This window comes from Amycolatopsis sp. NPDC051758, from assembly GCF_044453095.1.
Lineage (GTDB): Bacteria > Actinomycetota > Actinomycetes > Mycobacteriales > Pseudonocardiaceae > Amycolatopsis.
Genome location: NZ_JBITCJ010000002.1, coordinates 1,343,115 through 1,363,243, shown reverse-complemented (window position 1 = coordinate 1,363,243; position 20,129 = coordinate 1,343,115). Strand labels below are relative to the sequence as shown.

The following is a 20,129-nucleotide window of genomic DNA, read 5'->3' as shown; positions in this document are numbered from 1 at the left end:
CGGAGCGCGGCTCAGGGCGCCGGGTGGGGCGGGAACTTCGGCTCCCGGCGCTCGTTCCAGCTGGCCAGCCCTTCGGCCAGCTCGGGACGGCCGAACGACTCGATCATCAACGCCGTCGCCTCCCGCGCCGCCTCCGTGAGGGACAGCGACGCCTCCCGGCCGAACTGGGCCTTCATCACCGCCATCGAGAGGGGTGCGCTGTACGTCGCCAGCTCGGTTGCGTACGCGTGGGCGCGCAGGGGCAGCTCCTCCGCCGGGACCAGCTCCTGGACCAGGCCGTAGTCCAGCGCCTGCTCCGCGGTGAACGTCCGCCCCGACAGCAGCAGGTCACGGGCCCGGCCCTCGCCCACCAGCGCCGGCAGCAGCTTCGCGATGCCGTACTCGGCGATCAGGCCGCGACGTGCGAACGCCGTGGTGAACTTCGCGCCCGCCGCGGCGAAGCGGATGTCTGCCGAGCAGGCGATGACGAAGCCCAGGCCCGCGCAGCCGCCGTTGATCGCGGCCACCACCGGGACGCCCACCGACGTCGCCGCCAGCACGTCGCGGAAGTTCTCGTGGCCGCCGCCGGCGGCCGGGGGCGCTGTCGCGATGTTGTCCAGCAAGCCCAGGTCCGCGCCGGGGCAGAACGCCTTGCCCGCCCCGGTGACGACGACCGCCCGCACCGAGGGGTCGGCGTCGGCCTGGCGCAGCAGCGAGCCGTAGCGGGCCTGCATCGGCACGTCCATCGCGTTGCTGCGCTCGGGCTTGTCGAAGGTCAGCACGGCCACCGGGCCGTCCGCCGCATACCGCACGCCGTCCACAGTGGACTCGCTCATGGCCGCCTCCTCGGGGTCGGTCATCATACTAAGCGGTCGCTTGGGGATAAGTCACGCACCGGGCCGGGAGGTCGAATTCATCGAACCCTCTCGTCGGCACGAAACCCTTGTGCAATAGTGCTTTCCGCGCCCGAAAGCACCCGCCGGAAGGGACTGCCGATGTCGAACGAACACCCGAGCGGTCCCAGCCGGAGGCTCGTGCTGGGCGGGGCCGGGGCCGTCGCCCTCACCTCGGCGTTCGCGCCGGTCGCCCGCGCGGCCGACACGCTCACGCGGCCGGAGCTCGCGGTCGGTGGCCGGGTCACCGACCTCGGCGCCGGCTGGCGGTTCGTCCTCGCGAACCCCGACGGCGTCACGGACCCGGACGGCCGCTTCGCCGACGCCGCGAGGCCCGCCTTCGACGACTCGAAGTGGCAGGTCGTCGACGTCCCCCACGACTGGAGCATCGAACTCCCGCCGACCGAAAACGGCACCGCCAGTGGGTCCGGCTTCTTCCGCGGCGGCCTCGGCTGGTACCGCAAGACCTTCACCCTGCCGCCCTCGCTCGCCGGCCGGCGCATCTCGGTCGAGTTCGACGGCGTCTACTCGGACGCGCACGTCCACCTGAACGGCGAGCTGCTCGGCCACCACCCGTACGCCTACACCGGCTTCGCCTTCGACCTCACCGGCCGGCTGCACACCGACGGCCGCACCCCGAACGTGCTCGCCGTGCGGGCGGTGAACCCGCTGCCCAGCAGCCGCTGGTACTCCGGCAGTGGCATCTACCGCCGCGTCCGGCTGGTCGTCACCGAGCCGGTGCACGTCGCCCGGCACGGCACCTTCGTCACCACTCCCGACGTCGCCGCGGGCCGCGGCACCGTGCGCGTCACCACGGACGTCGTCAACGACTCCGGCACGCCGGTCACGGCCGAGGTCCGCACGACGGTCACCGACCCCGCCGGCCGGGTGGCGGCGAAGAGCGCGACAACCGTGACCGTGGCCGCCGGGCAGACGGCCACGGCGGTCACCACCCCAAGCGTCAGCGGTCCGCAGCTGTGGTCGGTCGGGAAACCGAGGCTCTACCGGCTGCGCACGGACGTCGCCGTGGGCGGGCGCGTGCTCGACACGACCACCACCGGCTTCGGCTTCCGCTACACCGAGTTCCACCCCGACCACGGGTTCTCGCTCAACGGCGAGCCGATGAAGCTGCGCGGGGTAAACCTGCACTCCAGCCAGGGCGCGCTCGGCGCGGTGATCGACCCGGCCGCGCTGGAGCACCAGATGCGGCTGATGCTCGCCATGGGCGTCAACGCGCTGCGGACCGCGCACAACCCGCCCGCCCCGGAGCTCGTGGCGGTCTGCGAACGGCTCGGGATCCTGATGATGGTCGAGGCGTTCGACTGCTGGCGGACCGGGAAGCTCGAGTACGACTACCACCGGGACTTCGACGAGTGGAGCGCGCGCGACATCGCCGAAATGGTGCACGCGGCCAAGAACTCGCCGGCGGTCGTGCTGTGGTCGATCGGCAACGAGGTGCCGGACGCGTCGATGGCGGGCGGCCCGGAAATCGCTGCGGGGCTGATCGCGGTGGTCCGCGGGATCGACCCGACCCGGCCGGTGATCATGGGCTCGGACCGCTACCGCAGCGTGCCCGCGCCGGGCTCACCCCAGGACCTCATCCTCCGGCAGCTCGACGGCCTCGGTGTCAACTACAACACCGCCCAGTCGATCGACGGGCTGCACGCGGGGTACCCGGACAAGTTCTTCTTCGAGTCGGAGTCGTCGTCGGAGACCTCGACGCGCGGCGTCTACCAGGACCCCGACCTGCTGAACACGGGGGAGAACCACACGCCGGGCAAGCGGGCGACGTCGTCCTACGACAACAACCTGGCCTCGTGGACCTTCAGCGGGGAGTACTCGCTGAAGAAGGACCGCGACCGGAAGTTCTGCCTGGGCCAGTTCCTGTGGGCCGGGCAGGACTACCTCGGCGAGCCGACGCCGTACGACGTCTTCCCGGTCAAGACGTCCTTCTTCGGCGCGGTCGACAGCGCGGGCCTGCCCAAGGACGCCTTCCACCTGTTCCGCAGCCAGTGGACCACCACGCCGATGGTGCACCTGACGCCGATGGACTGGACGACCCACCGGCCCGGCGAGCCGGTCGCGGTCTGGGTCTACTCGACTGTGGACACTGTCGAGCTGGTGCTCAACGGGAAGTCGCTGGGTGTCAAGAAGTTCGACCGGAAGACCACTGTGGACGGCCGGGCTTACCTGGAGACGTCCGAGCCGGTCGGCGACGACAAGAACGACCCCTCCGGCAGTTACACCAGCCCGAACGGCGGCACCGGCAAGCTGCACCTGACCTGGACCGTGCCCTTCGAGCCCGGCACGCTGACCGCGATCGCCCGGTCAGCCGGCCGCGAGGTGGCCCGCGACCGGCTCGTCACGGCCGGCCCGCCACGCGCGGTCACGCTCACCAGCGAGGCTCGCGGTGACGGTGGGGCGATGTCGTTCGTGACCGCGACCGTCGTGGACGCGCACGGCGTCGTCGTGCCGGGTGGCGAGCCGGTGCTGCGGTTCGCCGTCGGCGGGCCGGGGCGGGTCGCCGGGGTGGACAACGGCCGGCAGGAGCTCGCCCAGTCCTACCAGCAGCCGACGATCCCGGCCTTCCGCGGCCAGGCCGTCGCGGTGATCGCGGCGACCGGCGGCCGGGGCCCGATCACGGTGACGGCGAGCGCGCCGGGCCTGGCTCCCGGCCGGATCACCTTGCCGGGCACGAATCTCGGGCAGCGCAACGGCCCGGGCGCGCGAGCCGTGGAGGTGCCGGTCCGCCCGGTCGTCCTGGCGGCGGACGCGAGCTACTCGGGCGCGCCGGACACGCTGCCGTCGGCGATGCTCGACGGCGACCCGGCCACCGGCTGGTCGAACTACTACGTCAAACCCGCCACCGCGACGCTGAAGGCCGTGAGCCGGCCGAGGCCGGCGGACTGGGTCTCCCTGGCCTGGCCGACACCACGGCGGCTCAGTGTCGTCACGGCCGACTTCGTGGTGGACGGGACGTTTGCGCTCCCGGTCTCCGTCGAGGTCACCCAGCGGACGGCCCGGGGCTTCGAACCGGTGCGCGGCCTGCGGATCACGTGGGGGACCGGGTCGAACACACCGACGACGTTCTCGTTCGACGCGGTGGTCACCGGCGAGCTGCGGATCACGATGACCGCGCGGGCATTCCTGCGGATCAGCACCCTGTCGGCCCGCTGACCCGGCGAGAGGATTCCTCTCGCCGGGCCGCGGGACGGTCAGAGACTGCAGGGGGCGAGAGCGTCGAGGCCCTGCGGTTTGTCGGCGTTGCGGCCGATGGCCGTGGCGATCCGGTTGATCGTCGCGACGCGCTTGTCTTCGAGCGGGCCGAGGATGGCGTTCTGGACGAAGTTGGGCCCGCCCTGACCGGCGGTGGTGACCAGGCGGTTGTTGGCTTCGCCGATCTGCGTGTTCAGCAGGTCGAGGTTGCGCTGGACCTCGGCTTGGGCCTGGGCGGGGATCGCCGGGAGCCGGCTTTCGACGTCGGGGCAGGTGATCTGCCCGGCGTTGCCGGCGGGTTCCTTCGCCGGAGCGGCCGGATCGGCGGGAGCGGCCGGCGTGGTCGAGGCGGGGGCGGTCGCTTCGCCGGTACCGGCCTGTCCGCCCAGGGAGCACGCGGCGAGGCTGTCGAGGCCCTGCGGTTTCTCGCCCTGGCGGCCGATCGCGATGGCGATGCGGTCGATCGTGGACACGCGCTTGTCCGCCAACGGCCCGAGGATGGCGTTCTGCACGAAGTTGGGCCCGCCCTGACCGGCGGTGGTGATCAGGCGGTTGTTGGCTTCGCTGATCTGCGTGTTCAGCAGGTCGAGGTTGCGCTGGACCTCGGCCTGGGCCTGGGCGGGGATCGCGGGGAGCCGGCCGGCGACGTCCGGGCAGGTGATCTGGCCACCCGATGCGGCGTTGGCGCTGCTCGGGTCGCCGACGGTCGTGGCGATCACCAGTGCTCCGGCCGCGAGCACGAGGCCGAGGGCGGCGGTCGTGATCTTCGTGCGCCGGGAAAGGCGGTGCCGTCCTGTGGCAGCAGGCATGAATCACTCCAAGTTAGCGTGAACATAGAGGGGTCACACCGGAAGCGCGCGGTTTTCCGAATGGAGCGGCCGAGGGTGGCCGCGAACGTCATCATGTGGGCTTCACCAGGCATTTGTCCAGAGTGCTGCGGTGAACGGAACAGATCTGAACCCTTTCGAACCGCCGTCCGTATTCACCGGTGAAAGGTGATTTCCGTCCGTGGTTCCGCGATTCCCGGCCGAGCCGGGTCTTGACGCGGACCGCGGTGGCCTCCTAGCGTCGGCATACCGACCGGTCGGTGTCCAAAGGAGGTCACTGGAGTGAGCTGGTACGACGCGAAGCCCTGGCTCGCGAGCTACGACGAACGCGTGCAGGCCGCAGGACCGGCGAAGCCGACCACGTTGCCGGAGACGTTCCGCCGCGCCGCGGACGACGCCCCGGACCGGGACGCCATCGCCTACTTCGACGCTCGGCTCACCTACCGCCAGGTCGACGAGCTCTCCGACGGAGTGGCCCGCTACCTGACCCGGAACGGCTTCGAGCGCGGTGACCGGCTCGCCCTGGTGCTGCAGAACATCCCGCAGTTCGTCATCGCGCTGCTGGGCGCCTGGAAGGCCGGCGGGATCGTGGTCCCGGTCAACCCGATGTACCGCGAGCGCGAGCTCACGCACGTGCTCACCGACGCCGGTGTCAAGGCGATCGTCTGCTCGCAGCGCGGCTGGAACACCTACATCGCCAAGACGGCGAGCGCACTGGACATCGCGCTCACCACCAGCGAACTCGAGTTCCAGACCCGCAACGACGAGCGGGTGCTCGGCAAGGTCACCCGCGAAGAGACCCCGGGCGCCGTCGAACTCCTCGAAGCCGCCGCCACGCCCGGCCCGAAGCCGCCGGAGCCCGCCTTCGCGCTCGACGACACCGCCCTGATCAGCTACACCTCCGGCACCAGCGGCACCCCGAAGGGCGCCACCAACACCCACGGCAACGTCGGCACCAACGCCGCGGGACTCGGCTCCTTCAGCGGCCTCCCCGCGGGTTCGACGCTCTTCGGGCTCGCGCCGCTGTTCCACATCACCGGCATGGTCTGCGAAGTCGGGTCCGCGATCGACATCGGGGGCACGCTCGCCCTCGCCTACCGCTTCGACGCCGGGGTCGTGCTCGACGCGTTCCTCGAACACCGGCCGTCCTACACGGTCGGGCCGTCGACGGCCTACATGGCGCTGATGGCCCACCCGTCCTTCAGCCGGGACCACTTCGCGTCGTTCGCGCTGCTCTACTCCGGCGGGGCCGCGCTGCCGCCCGCCGTCGTCGAGGCCTTCCGCGCGAAGACCGGGCACTACATCCACAACGGGTACGGCCTCACCGAGACCACGGCCGGCTGCGTCGTCGTGCCCGGCACGCTCGAGGCGCCGATCGACCCGGAGTCCGGCACCATCTCGATCGGCCTGCCGGTGCCGGACACGATCGTCCGCATCCTCGGTGAGAACGGCGAGGAACTGCCTTTCGGCAAGGCGGGGGAGATCGCCGTCGAGGGCCCGATGGTCGTCTCGGGGTACTGGAACCGCCCGGACGCGACGGCCGAGGCGCTGCCCGGCGGGCGGCTGCTCACCGGCGACATCGGCTTCATGGACGAGCGCGGCTGGGTCTACGTCGTCGACCGCAAGAAGGACATGATCAACGCGTCCGGCTTCAAGGTCTGGCCGCGTGAGGTCGAAGACGTCCTGTACACGCACCCGGCGGTCCGTGAGGCCGCCGTCGTCGGGATCGCCGACGAATACCGCGGTGAGACGGTCAAGGCGTACGTCAGCCCGGCGCCCGGCGTCACCGCCGACCCGGCGGAACTCGTGGCCTGGTGCAAGGAACGGCTCGCCGCCTACAAGTACCCGCGCACCATCGAAGTCCTCGACGAGCTGCCGAAGACCACGAGCGGCAAGATCCTGCGCCGCGAACTCCGGGCGAGGGGCTGATGGTCGAGACCGTCCGCGGCGCGATCGCGCCGGAAGCGCTGGGCCGGGTGCTGATGCACGAACACCTCTTCGTGCTGAGCCCCGAGTTCGTCGAGAACTACCCCGAGCACGAAGGCTTCAAGGAGGAAGAGCACGTCCCCGAGGCGATCCGGCGGCTCAAGGAGCTGAAGGACGCGGGGATCGACACGATCGTCGACCCGACGGTGATCGGGCTCGGCCGCTACATCCCGCGCGTGCAACGGATCGCCGCCGAGGTCGAGGTCAACATCGTCGTCGCGACCGGGCTCTACACCTACAACGACGTGCCGCACTACCTGCACTTCCGCGGGCCCGGCACGATGCTGCAGGGCGAGGACCCGCTCGTCGGGATGTTCGTCGGGGACATCCGCGAGGGCATCGCCGGCACCGGCGTGAAGGCCGGGCTGCTCAAGTGCGCCACCGACGAACCCGGGGTGACACCGGGTGTCGAACGCGTGCTGCGGGCCGTCGCGAAGGCGCACCTCGAAACCGGGGTGCCGATCATGACGCACACCCACGCCGGCACCCGGCGCGGGCTGGAGCAGCAGGCGATCTTCGAATCCGAAGGTGTCGACCTGAGCCGGGTGCTGGTCGGGCACTCCGGCGACTCGGCCGACCTCGGTTACCTGACCGAGCTGGCCGACCGCGGCTCGATCCTCGGCATGGACCGGTTCGGCCTCGACCTGCTGCTGCCGTTCGAGGAGCGGGTGAACACCGTCGCGGCCCTGTGCGAACGCGGTTACGCGGGCAGCATGGTGCTCTCGCACGACGCGTCCTGCTACATCGACTGGCTGCCCGCCGAGCAGCTGCCGGTCCTCACCCCGAACTGGCACTACCTGCACATCACCCGGGACGTCCTGCCCGCGCTGCGCGAGCGCGGGGTGTCCGAAACGGACATCTCGACGATGCTCGTGGACAATCCCCGGCGGTTCCTGGCCTGGGCGGGCTGAGCCGTTATCCTGTGCGTTCGAATCGACGTAAGGGGGTCTTGCCGTGACGCGTGCAAGCACCCGTAAACCGGGCGAGGCGTCCGGCGACGACCAGGCCGCCGTGCCGCGGCGCCTGCTCGAGCACGCGACGAAGCTGTTCGCGAAGAAGGGCTTCGACCGCACGTCCGTCCAGGAGATCGTCGAGGCCGCGGGCGTCACCAAGGGCGCGATGTACCACTACTTCGGCTCGAAGGACGACCTGCTCTACGAGATCTACGCCCGCGTCCTGCGCGAGCAGACCCGCCAGCTGGAGAGCGTCGCCTCTTCGGACGCGCCGCTGCGGGAACGGCTCGCCGCCGCCGCGTCCGACGTCGTGGTGTCCAGCATCGACAACCTCGACGACAACACGATCTTCCTGCAGTCCATGCACCAGCTGTCGCCGGACAAGCGGAAGGCCGTGCGCGCCGAGCGCCGCAAGTACCACGAGCGCTTCCGCGGCCTGGTCGAAGAAGGCCAGGCGTCCGGGGAGTTCCGCACGGACAAGCCCGCCGACGTGATCGTCGACTTCTACTTCGGCTCGGTGCACCACCTGGGTTCCTGGTACCACCGCAGCGGTTCGCTGTCGGCCCGCCAGGTCGGCGACCACTACGCGGACCTGCTGCTGGACGCGCTGCGCCCACCTGGTTGATTGGTGCGGTGACCGACTTCCCGCCGCTGCCCGTCCTCGACGAGCTGACCGAGGCGGAGCGTGGGCTGGTCGAAGCCGCCCGGCGCGGCCTTCTCTTCGCGCCCGGCGCCCCGGTGCGGGCTCTCGTGCTTCGTGAGCTGCTGCTCGGTCTCCGCGGCCCGCTGGACCCCCGCGGCGTCCGGGTCGAGGACGCCCGGATCGCCGGGACGCTGAACCTGGACCACGTCGAGGCCGGCGTCGGCCTGGCGCTGCTCGGCTGCGTGGTCGTGAACCCGGTCGGCGCGCGGCACGCCCGGCTCCCGTGGCTCGACCTGTCCGGCAGCCGGATCGCCGGGTTCGACGGGGACGGCGTCCGGATCGACCACGACCTCGACCTCACCGGGGTGCGCGCGACCGGCTCCGGGGAGTTCGGCGTCATCTGCCTGCGCAACGCTCGCGTCGACGGCCTGACCAGGCTGTCGGACGCGGTGCTGACCAGTGAAGACGGACCCGCGGTGTACCTCGACGGCCTCGAGACGCGCACACTCCGGGGCGTCGGCCTGCGGGCCACGGGTGCCGGCGGGCTGGGCGCGGTCCGCCTGCTCGGCGCCCACGTGTCCGGCCAGGCCGACTTCGACGACGCGGTGCTCACGAACGCATCGGGACCCGCGATGCACGCCGACGGGGTGGTCGTCGACGGTGACCTGAGGCTGGCCGGGGCCACGGTGACCGGGGCGGGGGAGGAGGGCGCGCTCCGCCTCCTCGGCGCCCGCGTCGGCGACGAGGTCGACTTCACCGGCGCGGAGCTCACCAACAACACCGGGCCCGCCGTCGAGGCCGACCGGCTCCGGTGCGGGGAGCTGCGGCTCACCGGCGTCCGCGCCACCGCGTCGAGCGACGGCGCCACGATCAGCGTGCTCGGCGCGCGGGTCGATGGCCAGGTCAACCTCGGTGACGGGGTGCTCACCAACAACCGCGGCTGTGCGCTGCGGGCCGACGGCATCCAGGTCGGCGCCGAATTCCACGCCGACGACGTGCACGCGACCGGAGCCGGGGAGTACGGCGTGCTGTGCCTGCTCAGCGCGCACGTGGGAAGTCACCTCTACCTCGAAGGTGCCGAGCTCACGAACAAGACCGGCGCGGCGCTGAGCGGCGACCGGCTGCGGATCGACGGTGTGCTCGGCCTCGGCGGGGCGACCGCGACCGGGGCCGGGGAACAGGGCACCATCCGGCTGCTCAGCGCCCGGATCGACGGTCACCTGGAGCTCCAGGAGACCCGGATCGCCAGTGACAGCGGGCCGGCCCTGCACGCCGACGGCCTGCGTGTCGGCCGGAACCTGTTCTTCACGGACGGGCACGTCACCGGCGCCGGGGAGGACGGGGCGATCCGGCTGCGCGGCGCCGAGGTCGTCTCCCAGCTCTTGGCCGGCGGCCTGGCGGTGCGCAACGGCACGGGGCCCGCGGTGAGCGCCGAGGACCTCCGGGTCGGCACCTACCTCGACTTCAGCGGCCTGACCGCCGGCTGCTCGTCGGAGCACGCCGCCGTGAGCCTGTCCGGGGCACGGATCGACGGCAAGCTCACGCTCGACGGCGCCGAGCTCACCAACACGGCAGGTCCGGCGCTGACCGCCAGCCGGTGCGAGGTCCGGGAGAGCTTGGCACTGAGCGAAGTGCGGGCGACCGGCGCGGGAGACTCCGCCGTGGTCGGCCTGCTGGGGGCCCGGGTCGGCGGCCGGCTGTCCTTCACCGGCGCCGAAATCGGCCACCCCGACGGCGGGACGCTGGTGAGCCTCGAAGACGTCGTGGTCGAGGGGCCGGTCTTCCTTCCCGCCGAGGTGGCCGGCTCCGCGGGCCTGGTCCACCTCGACGGGTTCCGCTTCGGCGCCCTCGCCGACGTCACCTGGCGAGAGTGGCTGAGCCTGGTCCGCGACCGCACCGCCGACTACCGGCCCGGGCCCTACCAGCAGCTCGCCGCCGCGGAACGGGCCGCCGGGCACGACGGCAACGCGCGGCACGTGCTCATCGCCCAGCAGCGGGACCTCTACCGCCGCTCGCGCACCTCGATCGGCGGGTGGCCGGCGCGGCGGTTCCATTGGCTGTGGGGTGCGCTGGCCGGGTACGGCTACCGCGCGCGGCGCACCGCCGCCGCGCTGCTGCTCGCCGTGGTCGCCGCCGGCGGGCTCGGGCTCTGGGCCGGGCACGTGGGCGACGGGAGCCATCGCGCCGCCGAGCGCGTCACGGACCTCACCGCGAAGGTGGGCACGCCGTGCACGACCGTCGAGCTCATCGGTGTCGGCCTGGACCGGGGGTTGCCGCTGTCGCCGGGGGTGCGCGGGCGGTGCGACCTCAACACCGGGACCACGTCGGGGCAGGTGTTCACGGTGGCGATCTGGGCGGTGCAGGCCGCGATCTGGGCGCTGGCGACGCTGGCGCTCGTCGGTTACACCGGGCTGGTCCGCAAGACCAGCTGAGCGTTTCAGTGGCGGTGGATGTGGTCCAGCAGGAGGGCGATGACCTCGTCCGGGGTCTCCATCGCCATCCACTGGGTCGCGCCCTCGATGATCTGGAACCGGTACTCGGCGTCGATGTGGTGGACGGTCAGCTCGGCGGCGCTCTGCCCGAGGTAGGGGTCCTCGCTGCCCCACAGGTACAGGGTCGGCACGGTGATGCGGCCCGCCGGGACGTGGTAAACGTCGTTGGTGGCGCCGCGGTACCAATTCAACGTCGCGGTCAGCGCGCCGGGCTCCGAAAGGCGCGCGACGGTTCGTTCGAGGATTTCGACCGGAATTCGACGGTCGTAAACCGCGCGTAGTTGTGCGGCGTCGTCGCGTAACAGGAATTTCTCGGCTTTTCCGGCCGTGTGGCGGAAGAATCGGACGTAGCCGAGGTCGTGGGCCTGTCCGTCGTCGATCGCGATCGCCTGCTGCAGGGCTGCCGGGTGGGGCGTGCCGAGCGCGGTCAGCGAGCGCAGCCGGTGCGGGTGCGTGGTGGCCAGCGTCCAGGCCACCATGCTGCCCCAGTCGCGCGAGACCAGGTGGAACCGCTCGGCGCCCTGGCTGTCGGCGAAGGCGAGCGCGTCGCCGACCAGGAGGTCGATGCCGTAGTCCTCGACCTGCCCGGGCCGCGCTTCGCGGGCGTAGCCGCGCTGGTCGACGGCCACGGCGCGGTAGCCGGCCTCGCCGAGGGCGTGCAGCTGCTCGGTCCAGGCGTCGGCGAACTCGGGCCAGCCGTGCAGCAACAGCACGAACTCACCCGATTCGGGCCCGGCGGCGAGCGCGCTGTGCCGGTGTCCCCCGACGCTGATGGTCAATTCCTCCAGCGTGCCGGCCGGACCGGCGACCGTCGGCGCGGCGGCGAATTCCATGGCGCCCAGGCTAGAGCGGAACGGGCGGGGAAAACCATGGGAAGAAGGGCAGTTTTGCCACCCTTTTGCGCGAAGAGTGGCCTGGCTCACAGAATGGTCGCTCAAGTGAGCGAAAATTCGGAAAAAACTGAAGAGTTTTCATGAAATCGCGCCGGTTCGGCCGTGCCGCGAGTGGGACGGCGCGAGCGGTGAGCCGAGCGGCCGCGGGCAGGCATAGGCCCGGCAGGCAGTACGGACGTAGCCGCAGGTGGGCGCGTCTGCGGAGAGACTCCGGTAACCCGAGCGCCCCAAGGCGGCCTTCGGTGCGCCGGACGCACCCAAGGCGGCCTTCGGTGCGTGTCATGCACCCAATGTGGCGTTCGGTGCGTCTGACGCACCCAATGCCACATTGGGGCGCTGGCGGCCGGCCAACAGCGACCGGCCAGACGAGAAGCCGAAGGCCGTGATGGCCGCCTGAGAGAGAGAATCCCGCAAGGCGGCCACCACGAAAAGCCCAGGTCAAGCAGGCAGGTTCACCAGGTCGGCCAGCCGGGCCCGGTGCCGCCCCGGAGTGCCGAGTGCCAGCTCGTCCGCCTTCGCGCGCTTCAGGTACAGGTGGGCCGGGTGCTCCCACGTCATCCCGATGCCGCCGTGCAGCTGGATGGCCTCCTCGGTGGCCTTCACCGCGATCGGCGCGTTGCGGGCCTGGGCGACCGCCACCGCGATCGGCACGTCCGTTCCCGTCGCCAGCGCGTCTGCCGCGTTGCGGGCGGTCGCACGAGCCAGCACCAGGTCCGTGTACAGGTTCGCCAGCCGGTGCTTGAGCGACTGGAACCCGCCGACCGGGCGGCCGAACTGGTAACGCCCCTTCAGGTAGCGCACCGTCTCGGTGAGTGCCCATTCCGCGACGCCGGTCTGCTCCGACGCCAGGATCCCCGCCCCGAACAGCAGCGCCTCTTCCAGCGCCGAAGCGGCCTCCGGACCCGACGCGACCAGGACCGCCGGGGCGTTCGACAGCACCACGTCGGCCACGCGCCGCGTGAGGTCGAACGAGACCAGCTCGGACACCGTCGCCGCCGCGGCCTCGACCACGTACAGCCCGGGTCCGTCCGGGCCCGCGGCCGGGACGACCAGCAGGTCCGCCACCGACGCGTCGGCGACCGTGCCGACCCGTCCGCTCAGCGTGCCGTCCGCGGCCGCCGTCACCGAGGACGGGAAGCCCGCGCCCGGCGCCGTCGACAGGGGCACCGCCAGCGCCCCGATCGACGAACCCGCGGCCAGGCGACCCACGAACTCGCGGTCGCCGGTGTGCAGCAACGCGGTCGTCGCCAGCACGACGCTCCCGAGGAACGGCACCGGCGCGACACTCCGGCCCAGCTCCTCGGCCACGACGGCGACCTCGCGTGCCGAAGCGCCGTGCCCGCCGCGCTCCTCCGGCACCGCCAGCCCGGCGACACCGAGGTCGGCGGCCAGCGTGCGCCACAGCTTCAGGTCGTACCCCTCGGCCGTCTCGACCCGCGCCAGCAGGGAAGCCGCGTCGGCCTTGTCCTTGAGCAGGTCCCGGACGGACGCGCGAAGGTCCTCTTCGACCTCGGAATACAGCAGATCGGTCATCGGGGGAGGTCCTTCCAGGCGACGTCCTTGTCGACGCGCGGCTCCGACGGCAGCCCCAGCACGCGCTCGGCGATGATGTTGCGCAGGACCTCCGAGGTGCCGCCCTCGATGGAGTTCCCCTTCGCGCGCAGGTAGCGGTAACCCGCCTCGCGGCCGGTGAAGTCGACGATCGCCGGGCGCCGGAACGACCAGTCGTCGTAGGCAAGGCCTTCTTCGCCGAGCAGTTCGACTTCGAGGCCGGTGAGCGCCTGGTTCAGCTCGGAGAACGCGACCTTCATGGCCGAGCCCTCCGGCCCGGGCGCGCCCGCGGTGAGCTGCTGGCGCAGCCGGGTGCCGGCCAGCCGCAGCGTCTCCGCCTCGACCCAGCGCTGCACCAGCCGGTCCCGCAGCTCCGGCGTGCGCAGCTCGGGCCGTTCGCGCCAGGTCTTGGCGACGATCCCGATCAGCCCGCCTTCGCGCGGCTGGACGTGCCCGCCGATCGCGACGCGCTCGTTCATCAGCGTCGTCTGCGCGACCTTCCAGCCTTCGCCGACCGCGCCGAGGCGCTGCGTGTCCGGAATGCGGACCTCGGTCAGGAAGACCTCGTTGAACTCGGCCTCGCCGGTGATCTGGCGCAGCGGCCGGACCTCGACACCGGGCGCGGTCATGTCGCACATGAAGTACGTCATGCCCTGGTGCTTCGGGACGTCCGGGTCGGTGCGGGTGACCAGGATCGCCCACTGCGACTCGTGCGCGCCCGACGTCCACACCTTCTGGCCGGTGACGATCCAGTCGTCACCGTCGCGCACCGCGCGGGTGCCCAGCGCGGCCAGGTCCGAGCCGGCGCCCGGCTCGCTGAAGAGCTGGCACCACACCTCGTCGCCGGTCCACAGTGGACGCAGGAAGCGCTGGTGCTGCTCCGGCGTGCCGAAGGCGAGGATGGTCGGCGCGGCCATGCCGAGGCCGATGCCGATCCGGCGCGGGTTGTTGTCCGGGGCGCCCGCGTCCGCGAACACACCGTCCACAACGGACTGCAACGCGCGCGGCGCGGCCTGGCCGCCGAGCCCGGCGGGGAAGTGGATCCAGGCGAGACCGGCGTCGAACCGGGCCCGGAGGAAGTCCATCCGGTCGGTCGTCTTGGGGTCGTGCGCGGCCAGGAACTCGGTGGCCTGGCGGGTCAGGTCTTCGGCGGTGACGGTCACTTGGCGCCCTCCGACAGGTACTTCTTCAGTTCACGGCGGGCCAGCGACCGCTTGTGGACCTCGTCCGGACCGTCGGCCAGGCGCAGCGTGCGGTTGCCCGCCCACATCGCGGCCAGCGGGAAGTCCTGGCTGACGCCACCCGCGCCGTGCACCTGCACGGCCTTGTCGAGGATCCACTCCACGGTGATCGGCGTGGAGATCTTGATCGCCTGGATCTCGGTGTGCGCACCCTGGTTGCCGACGGTGTCCATCAGCCACGCGGTCTTGAGCACGAGCAGCCGCTGCTGCTCGATCTTCACGCGCGACTCGGCGATCCAGTCCTGGACGACGCCCTGCTGCGCGATCGGCTTGCCGAACGCCTCACGCGAGATCGCACGGCGGCACATGAGCTCCAGCGCCCGCTCGGCCATCCCGATGGCGCGCATGCAGTGGTGGATGCGGCCCGGCCCGAGCCGCGCCTGGGCGATCGCGAAACCGTCACCCTCGCCGGCGATGAGGTTCTCCACCGGTACGCGGACGTTCTCGAAGAGCACCTCGGCGTGGCCGCCGTGGTCGCTGTCGTCGTAGCCGAAGACGTGCATGCCGCGCTTGACCGTCACGCCCGGCGCGTCGCGGGGGACCAGGATCATGCTCTGCTGCTTGTGCGGCGGACCGTCCGGGTCGGTCTTGCCCATCACGATGAAGATCTTGCACGCGGGGTTCATCGCGCCGGAGATGTACCACTTGCGGCCGTCGACGACGTACTCGTCGCCGTCGCGGCGGATGCTGGTCTCGATGTTGCGGGCGTCGGAGGAGGCGACGTCCGGCTCGGTCATCGCGAACGCGGAGCGGATTTCGCCGTTCAGCAACGGGTCCAGCCACTGCTTCTGCTGGTCGTCGTTGCCGAACATGGCCAGCACTTCCATGTTCCCGGTGTCCGGCGCGGCGCAGTTGACCGCGGTCGGCGCCAGCCGGATGCTGCGGCCGGTGATCTCCGCGAGCGGCGCGTACTGCAGGTTGGTCAGGCCCGCGCCGTGCTCGCCGGGGAGGAAGAAGTTCCACAGGCCGCGCTTGCGGGCTTCGGCTTTCAGCTCGTCCATGACCGGCGGGATCGCCCACGGGTCGTCGCGTTCGGCCAGCTGCTGCTCGAACACCGGCTCGGCGGGGTAGATGTGCGAGTCCATGAACTCGAGGAGCTTCCCGCGCAGCTCCTCGGTCTTCTCGTCGAACGCGAAGTCCATTACTTCTCCTCTTTGAGAATCTCGTTGCCGTGCGAGATGAGCAGCGGGACGCCGGCTCCGACGCCTTCGAAGCCCGCCCCGACCGTCTGGCCCTTTTGGTAGCGGTAGTAGATGCCTTCCAGGATCACGGCCAGCTTGAAGAACGCGAAGCTGACGTACCAGTTCAGCTGCGAGACGTCGCGCCCCGAGCGTTCGGCGTAGCGGGCGACGACCTGGTCGGTGGTCGGGTACCCGGGCGCCGAGCTGGCGTTCGACACGAACTGCAGCGACACCTTGTCGCGCTCGGCGTAGGCCACCAGCAGCGCGAGGTCGGTCAGCGGGTCGCCCAGCGTCGACATCTCCCAGTCGAGCACCGCGGAGATCTTGTCTTCGCCGTCGACCAGCACGTTGTCCAGGCGGTAGTCGCCGTGGACGATCGACGGCTTCCCGGACACCGGCACCGCCGCGGCGAGCCGGTCGTGCAGCTCCTCGATGCCCGGGAGGTCACGGCTGCGGGAGGCGTCGAGCTGCTTCTTCCAGCGCCGCAGCTGCCGCTCCAGGAACCCCTCGGGCCGGCCGAAGTCGCCGAGCCCGACCGCGGCCGGGTCGACGGCGTGCAGGTCGACGAGCGTGTCGACCAGCGCGTCGGCGATGGCCCGGGTGCGTGCCTCGCCGAGTTCGGCGAGTTCGTCCGCGGTCCGGTAGGGCGTGCCCTCGACGAAGCTCATGACGTAGAACTGCGCGCCGACGACGTCCGCGTCTTCACAGAGCAGGAGCGCCTCGGGCACCGGCACGGCGGTGTCGCGCAGGCCCGAGATCACCCGGAACTCGCGGGTCATGTCGTGCGCCGTCGGCAGCACGTGCCCGAGCGGCGGGCGGCGCACCACCCAGCGCGACCGGCCGTCGCCCACCACGTAGGTGAGGTTCGACCGGCCGCCCTCGACGACGTCCGCGGTCAGGTCCCCGGCGACCAGGCCGGGCCGGTGCGCGTCCAGGTGGGTGCGCAGGCGGCCCAGGTCGAGACCCGGCGGGTCGGTGCTCATCCAGCCTCCTCAAGCTCGGTTCGGAAGATGATACCGACCAGTCGGTATGTCGTACAGTGGCCCGGCCGAGGGTCGCTCGGCCGGGCTCGTCACGCGAGGAAGCGCGTCACCCATTCGGCGACGCACGCGGGCTTCGCCGCCCCCTCGATCTCCACGGTCCACCGCGACACCGCCTGCTTGCCGCCTTCGATGTCGGTGATCTCGACCAGCTCGGCCCCGGCGCGCACCTTCGAGCCGACCTTCACCGGCTGCGGGAAGCGGACCTTGTTGAGGCCGTAGTTGATCCCCATCTTGATGCCGTTGACCCGGTAGATCTTCGGCCCGAACGCCGACAGCAGCGACAGCGTCAGGAAACCGTGGGCGATCGTGCCGCCGAACGGGCCCGCGGTCGCCCGCGGCTCGTCGACGTGGATCCACTGGTGGTCGTCGGTGGCGTCGGCGAACTGGTTCACCCGTTCCTGGGTGATCGTGTGCCACTCGCTGTACCCGAGGTGTTCGCCGACCGCGGCGGCGAAGTCGTCCAGAGAAGCGAACTCTCGCATGTCAGTCCTTCGGTCCGCCGGCGACGTAGATGACCTGGCCCGAGACGAATCCGGCGCCTTCGCTGGCCAGGAACGACACCAGGTGGGCGATGTCGTCCGGTGTGCCGACGCGCTGCACCGGGATCTGCGACGCGGCGGCCGCCTTGAAGTCGTCGAACGACATGCCGATCCGCTCGGCCGTCGCCGCGGTCATGTCGGTGGCGATGAAGCCCGGGGCGATCGCGTTCGCCGTGACGTTGAACTTGCCCAGCTCGATCGCGAGGGTCTTGGTGAACCCCTGCATGCCGGCCTTGGCCGCGGAGTAGTTGACCTGGCCGCGGTTGCCGAGCGCCGAGGTGCTGGACAGGTTGACGATCCGGCCCCACTTCTGCTCGGTCATGTGCTTCTGCACCGCGCGGGTCATCAGGAACGAGCCCTTGAGGTGCACGCCGAGCACGGAGTCCCAGTCCTGCTCGGTCATCTTGAAGATCAGGTTGTCGCGGGTGATGCCGGCGTTGTTGACCAGCACGACCGGCGGGCCGAGCTCGTCGGCGACCCGGCCGACGGCGGCCTCGACCTGCTCGGCGTCACTGACGTCCAGGGTGACACCGACGGCCTTGCCGCCCTTCGCGACGATCGCGTCGGCACCCTGCTTGACACCGGCCTCGTCCAGGTCGAGCAGGCCGACGGCGAAGCCGTCCTCGGCCAGCCGTGCCGCGACGGCGGCGCCGATGCCACGGCCGGCACCGGTGACCACGGCGACACGGGAAGGGGAATCGGTCACGGGGACCTCCTCGTCGTTGAGAAACGGGCTCGTGCCCGCGAGCCTACTAAGCGGTTGGTCACGAGACCATACGCGGGAGGAGCCCCCGAAGTGGTGACACCATGCGCAGGATCATAGCCATGGCCGGGGCGGGAAGCCGGTTGCTCCGCTTGGGGGATGCGTTCCGTCCACTGTGCTCTTGACTTGCCGCCGCGGGCTGCGGTAGGCGGACCTTGCGGCGCATCCGTGGCGCAATCCTCAGAACGTTCGTCCGCGGGACTGGACGCTGCGAACGCGCCCTCGCCTCCGCTGCCGGCCATCGGCGCGCGACGTTCGATCGCGTCGTCGTGTTCGGTGGGGCGCCGTTCGCCGGGCGGCGAGTCGGCGAGGTTCAGCTGGTCAACGCATTGCTGAATCGTTCTTGTAATCGTGACCGAACTCGCCACTCCTTTGGCTTGGCAGGCATCAAATGTCATGCGACCGTCAGTGCATCCAAAAAAGCGATTTGCCGTCTGCTGAAGTTGTTTTTGTTGACCTGGAGGGTTCCCATGCGTTTTCGTGATGATCGTGCGCGGAATTATTCGGATCGCCCGTCGGAAGCCGACAGGTCCGTGTCGCTGCCGGATCGGGTCGCGTCGCTACTGGCAGATCGCGACGCCGGAGACCGCCTGTACCGCCTTGCGCGGTTGCTCGTCCTCGGTGTGGTTCTGGTCGGCGCCATGGCCAGTGCGGTCCTGATCGTGCATCCGGAAGTGGTGACAGCGCTGATCAGGTCGAAGTAGCACGGTGCCCCGACATCGATGCTCTCCTCCGGCAGCCTGCAGTTGAGCCGAAGGTGCGGTCTCGATGTGCGTGATCGCGGGCAGCGCCGCGACGCGGGTCGTCGGGTACCGGTACAGCGCGCTGGTCCGGGCACTCGACGCCGGCGAATAGGTTGCTCGGCCCGATCGTGGCCGCGGCGAACGCGATTTCCGGCTGCTCGGCGAGCTCTTCCCCGGCCCGCTCCAGCCGGGCGATGCCCGGCTGCACGAACCGCTGCGGTCGGGCCGTGGTGTCCTGCTCGACCCGGACGACGCGTTCGTCAAGGTGGCCGATCCGTGGACGGACCGGGCGGGCGGGGGAACCGCGGCCGAGCCGATGCTCATCCGCCCGGACGGCTACGTGTGCTGGGCGGGGGATCCGGACGAACTGGAACCGGCGCCGCCCCGCTGGTTCGGCTGCCCCGGATCAGAAGCACGACGTCATCCGCGCGAGGTTGAGCGAGCGCGCCGGATCCGGTGTGACGCTGACACCACTCGTCGACCTCTGTCCAGTGTGGACCGGCCCGGCCGGCACCTGGTTTGACCGTCAGGAGCCGGATCGGGGCGGCTGGAGGAGCCCGGCCACCGCGCTGACCACCGCGGCCCGGCGGTCGGCGCGGTCGGCGAAACCGAACTCCGGCTGCAGGGCCTTCAGGGACCAGGCAGCGCTGTCCCAGCTGATCACCACTCCGATCACCATGGCCATGAGCTCCGCCGGGGGGATGTCGGCGCGCAGCTCGCCCGCCTGCTGAGCAGCCGCGATCGCGACGACCCTCGCGCGGTATCCCTCGACCTCGGGGTCGAAGGACTGCTCTCGCTCGAGCCCGGCCCAGAGGTAGAGCCGCCGGATGTGCGGCCACTTCTCCAGCCGGTCGAACAGGTCGCCGGCGTAGCCGATCAAGTGGTCTTCGGTGAAGGGGATCGAGGCCGCGAGCTCCAGGAAGGTCTCGCCGACCACCTTGTCGAACAGCTCTTCCTTGCTGCCGAAGTGCATGTAGATCGACCGCTTGTTGGCCGCGGCCGACTCGGCGATGCGGTCGATCCTGGCGCCGGCCAGGCCGTGGGCGGCGAACTCGGCGACGGCCGCTTCCCTGAGTCGTCGCTTGGTCTCCGTGGCGTCGGGTGGCATGGGCTCATCGTACATAACCATCCAGGTGTTTACAGTCCCGCGTGCTTCGGGTATGAATGTAACTAGTTACTTACCTAC

The 20,129-nt window shown here is 70.9% G+C and carries 17 protein-coding genes; 7 read left to right on the top strand and 10 right to left on the bottom strand.

The features are described from left to right. Positions 1–11: 11 nt before the first annotated feature. Entirely contained in the window at positions 12–815 is an 804-nt protein-coding gene (locus ACIA5G_RS15240) for an enoyl-CoA hydratase-related protein (RefSeq protein WP_395923484.1), read from the bottom strand. Between the two features lie 159 nt (positions 816–974). Between ACIA5G_RS15240 and ACIA5G_RS15235 the strand changes: the two genes are divergently transcribed. Continuing rightward, positions 975–4,049 (top strand): glycoside hydrolase family 2 TIM barrel-domain containing protein, encoded by a 3,075-nt coding sequence (locus ACIA5G_RS15235; RefSeq protein ID WP_395923483.1) that lies wholly within the window; start codon positions 975–977, stop codon positions 4,047–4,049. 38 nt (positions 4,050–4,087) lie between these two features. Here the strand turns inward: ACIA5G_RS15235 and ACIA5G_RS15230 are convergent, their stop codons facing one another. Continuing rightward, complete coding sequence (locus tag ACIA5G_RS15230) at positions 4,088–4,897, bottom strand: hypothetical protein (protein ID WP_395923482.1); 810 nt, start codon at positions 4,895–4,897, stop codon at positions 4,088–4,090. Positions 4,898–5,197: 300 nt separating this feature from the next. On the opposite strand from ACIA5G_RS15230, the gene ACIA5G_RS15225 reads away from it, so the two are divergent. Genes ACIA5G_RS15225 through ACIA5G_RS15210 form a run of 4 tightly spaced genes read left to right on the top strand, consistent with a single transcriptional unit; the run spans position 5,198 to position 10,929 of the window. After that, positions 5,198–6,844 (top strand): AMP-binding protein, encoded by a 1,647-nt coding sequence (locus tag ACIA5G_RS15225; protein WP_395923481.1) that lies wholly within the window; start codon positions 5,198–5,200, stop codon positions 6,842–6,844. Beyond that, complete coding sequence (locus tag ACIA5G_RS15220) at positions 6,844–7,812, top strand: phosphotriesterase (protein ID WP_395923480.1); 969 nt, start codon at positions 6,844–6,846, stop codon at positions 7,810–7,812. The genes ACIA5G_RS15225 and ACIA5G_RS15220 overlap by 1 nt, the downstream gene beginning before the upstream one ends. 43 nt (positions 7,813–7,855) lie before the next feature. Beyond that, positions 7,856–8,479: a TetR/AcrR family transcriptional regulator gene (locus tag ACIA5G_RS15215; RefSeq protein WP_395923479.1), complete on the top strand. Its 624-nt coding sequence runs from the start codon at positions 7,856–7,858 to the stop codon at positions 8,477–8,479. Positions 8,480–8,487: 8 nt separating this feature from the next. Next, the gene (locus ACIA5G_RS15210; protein WP_395923478.1) at positions 8,488–10,929 is read left to right on the top strand and encodes a hypothetical protein; all 2,442 of its coding nucleotides are present in this window, start codon (positions 8,488–8,490) and stop codon (positions 10,927–10,929) included. A 5-nt stretch (positions 10,930–10,934) separates the two neighbouring features. On the opposite strand, the gene ACIA5G_RS15205 is transcribed toward ACIA5G_RS15210, so the two are convergent. The 7 genes from ACIA5G_RS15205 to fabG all read right to left on the bottom strand — a co-directional run bounded on the left by ACIA5G_RS15205 (position 10,935) and on the right by fabG (position 18,143). Next, positions 10,935–11,822 (bottom strand): alpha/beta fold hydrolase, encoded by an 888-nt coding sequence (locus ACIA5G_RS15205; protein ID WP_395923477.1) that lies wholly within the window; start codon positions 11,820–11,822, stop codon positions 10,935–10,937. Between the two features lie 498 nt (positions 11,823–12,320). Next, positions 12,321–13,415 carry an acyl-CoA dehydrogenase family protein gene (locus tag ACIA5G_RS15200; protein WP_395923476.1) on the bottom strand — a complete coding sequence of 365 codons (1,095 nt, stop codon included), beginning with the start codon at positions 13,413–13,415 and terminating at the stop codon, positions 12,321–12,323. Further along, complete coding sequence (locus tag ACIA5G_RS15195; protein ID WP_395923475.1) at positions 13,412–14,596, bottom strand: acyl-CoA dehydrogenase family protein; 1,185 nt, start codon at positions 14,594–14,596, stop codon at positions 13,412–13,414. Before ACIA5G_RS15195 ends, ACIA5G_RS15200 begins: the two co-directional genes overlap by 4 nt. After that, positions 14,593–15,816: an acyl-CoA dehydrogenase family protein gene (locus ACIA5G_RS15190; RefSeq protein WP_395923474.1), complete on the bottom strand. Its 1,224-nt coding sequence runs from the start codon at positions 15,814–15,816 to the stop codon at positions 14,593–14,595. The genes ACIA5G_RS15195 and ACIA5G_RS15190 overlap by 4 nt, the downstream gene beginning before the upstream one ends. After that, positions 15,816–16,838: a phosphotransferase family protein gene (locus ACIA5G_RS15185; RefSeq protein WP_395923473.1), complete on the bottom strand. Its 1,023-nt coding sequence runs from the start codon at positions 16,836–16,838 to the stop codon at positions 15,816–15,818. The genes ACIA5G_RS15190 and ACIA5G_RS15185 overlap by 1 nt, the downstream gene beginning before the upstream one ends. Before the next feature lie 89 nt (positions 16,839–16,927). Next, positions 16,928–17,380, bottom strand: a complete 453-nt coding sequence (locus ACIA5G_RS15180; protein WP_395923472.1) for a MaoC family dehydratase — start codon at positions 17,378–17,380, stop codon at positions 16,928–16,930. A gap of 1 nt (position 17,381) precedes the next feature. Continuing rightward, positions 17,382–18,143 (bottom strand): 3-oxoacyl-ACP reductase FabG, encoded by a 762-nt coding sequence (gene fabG, locus ACIA5G_RS15175; protein ID WP_395923471.1) that lies wholly within the window; start codon positions 18,141–18,143, stop codon positions 17,382–17,384. Between the two features lie 212 nt (positions 18,144–18,355). Here fabG and ACIA5G_RS15170 point away from each other — a divergent pair, with 212 nt between their 5' ends. Both ACIA5G_RS15170 and ACIA5G_RS15165 read left to right on the top strand, forming a co-directional pair. Continuing rightward, positions 18,356–18,904, top strand: a complete 549-nt coding sequence (locus ACIA5G_RS15170; RefSeq protein WP_395923470.1) for a hypothetical protein — start codon at positions 18,356–18,358, stop codon at positions 18,902–18,904. A gap of 193 nt (positions 18,905–19,097) precedes the next feature. Beyond that, entirely contained in the window at positions 19,098–19,466 is a 369-nt protein-coding gene (locus ACIA5G_RS15165) for a hypothetical protein (protein WP_395923528.1), read from the top strand. A gap of 3 nt (positions 19,467–19,469) precedes the next feature. Here ACIA5G_RS15165 and ACIA5G_RS15160 read toward each other — a convergent pair whose 3' ends face one another. Next, positions 19,470–20,051, bottom strand: a complete 582-nt coding sequence (locus ACIA5G_RS15160; protein WP_395923469.1) for a TetR/AcrR family transcriptional regulator — start codon at positions 20,049–20,051, stop codon at positions 19,470–19,472. Positions 20,052–20,129: the final 78 nt, after the last annotated feature.

Excerpts from the sequence above, each read along its gene's own strand:
- ACIA5G_RS15240 (WP_395923484.1), bottom strand. The coding sequence starts at position 815 with ATGAGCGAGTCCACTGTGGACGGCGTGCGGTATGCGGCGGACGGCCCG.
- ACIA5G_RS15235 (WP_395923483.1), top strand. The coding sequence starts at position 975 with ATGTCGAACGAACACCCGAGCGGTCCCAGCCGGAGGCTCGTGCTGGGC.
- ACIA5G_RS15230 (WP_395923482.1), bottom strand. The coding sequence starts at position 4,897 with ATGCCTGCTGCCACAGGACGGCACCGCCTTTCCCGGCGCACGAAGATC.
- ACIA5G_RS15220 (WP_395923480.1), top strand. The coding sequence starts at position 6,844 with ATGGTCGAGACCGTCCGCGGCGCGATCGCGCCGGAAGCGCTGGGCCGG.
- ACIA5G_RS15205 (WP_395923477.1), bottom strand. The coding sequence starts at position 11,822 with ATGGAATTCGCCGCCGCGCCGACGGTCGCCGGTCCGGCCGGCACGCTG.
- ACIA5G_RS15200 (WP_395923476.1), bottom strand. The coding sequence starts at position 13,415 with ATGACCGATCTGCTGTATTCCGAGGTCGAAGAGGACCTTCGCGCGTCC.
- ACIA5G_RS15190 (WP_395923474.1), bottom strand. The coding sequence starts at position 15,816 with ATGGACTTCGCGTTCGACGAGAAGACCGAGGAGCTGCGCGGGAAGCTC.
- ACIA5G_RS15185 (WP_395923473.1), bottom strand. The coding sequence starts at position 16,838 with ATGAGCACCGACCCGCCGGGTCTCGACCTGGGCCGCCTGCGCACCCAC.
- ACIA5G_RS15180 (WP_395923472.1), bottom strand. The coding sequence starts at position 17,380 with ATGCGAGAGTTCGCTTCTCTGGACGACTTCGCCGCCGCGGTCGGCGAA.
- ACIA5G_RS15160 (WP_395923469.1), bottom strand. The coding sequence starts at position 20,051 with ATGCCACCCGACGCCACGGAGACCAAGCGACGACTCAGGGAAGCGGCC.